Annotated in this window: 1 rRNA gene; it reads right to left on the bottom strand. The window is 57.0% G+C overall.

Going from position 1 to position 1,034, the window contains the following annotated elements:
• Positions 1 to 5: 5 nt before the first annotated feature.
• Positions 6 to 1,034: ribosomal RNA gene (locus AB0I15_RS66935) — 23S ribosomal RNA — on the bottom strand; the annotation flags it as partial.

The raw sequence follows: 1,034 nt of genomic DNA, 5'->3' as shown, positions 1-1,034 counted from the left end.
GCTTTGTGGTCAAGTCCTCGGCCTATTAGTACCGGTCAGCTCCACACGTTACCGTGCTTCCACCTCCGGCCTATCAACCCCATCGTCTATAGGGAGCCTTACCCATTCACATGGTGGGAGACCTCATCTCAAGGCGAGCTTCCCGCTTAGATGCTTTCAGCGGTTATCCCTTCCGAACGTAGCCAACCAGCCGTGCACCTGGCGGTACAACTGGCACACCAGAGGTTCGTCCGTCCCGGTCCTCTCGTACTAGGGACAGCCCCTTTCAAGTCTCCTGCGCGCGCAGCGGATAGGGACCGAACTGTCTCGCGACGTTCTAAACCCAGCTCGCGTACCGCTTTAATGGGCGAACAGCCCAACCCTTGGGACCTACTCCAGCCCCAGGATGCGACGAGCCGACATCGAGGTGCCAAACCATCCCGTCGATATGGACTCTTGGGGAAGATCAGCCTGTTATCCCCGGGGTACCTTTTAGCCGTTGAGCGACACCGCTTCCACACGCCGATGCCGGATCACTAGTCCCAGCTTTCGCTCCTGCTCGACCCGTCAGTCTCACAGTCAAGCTCCCTTGTGCACTTACACTCGACACCTGATTGCCAACCAGGCTGAGGGAACCTTTGGGCGCCTCCGTTACCCTTTAGGAGGCAACCGCCCCAGTTAAACTACCCACCAGACACTGTCCCCGATCCGGATCACGGACCAGAGTTAGACGTTCAAAACGACCAGAGTGGTATTTCACCAATGACTCCACCCGAACTAGCGTCCGAGCTTCCCAGTCTCCCACCTATCCTACACAAGACGCTCCAAACGCCAATGTCAAGCTGTAGTGAAGGTCCCGGGGTCTTTCCGTCCTGCTGCGCGAAACGAGCATCTTTACTCGTAGTGCAATTTCGCCGGGTCTGTGGTTGAGACAGCGGGGAAGTCGTTACGCCATTCGTGCAGGTCGGAACTTACCCGACAAGGAATTTCGCTACCTTAGGATGGTTATAGTTACCACCGCCGTTTACCGGCGCTTAAGTTCTCACCTTCGCCCA

The sequence above is a fragment of the Nonomuraea sp. NPDC050643 genome, assembly GCF_040654715.1.
Taxonomy (GTDB): Bacteria; Actinomycetota; Actinomycetes; order Streptosporangiales; family Streptosporangiaceae; genus Nonomuraea.
This window is presented reverse-complemented; position numbering and strand designations above follow the sequence as displayed.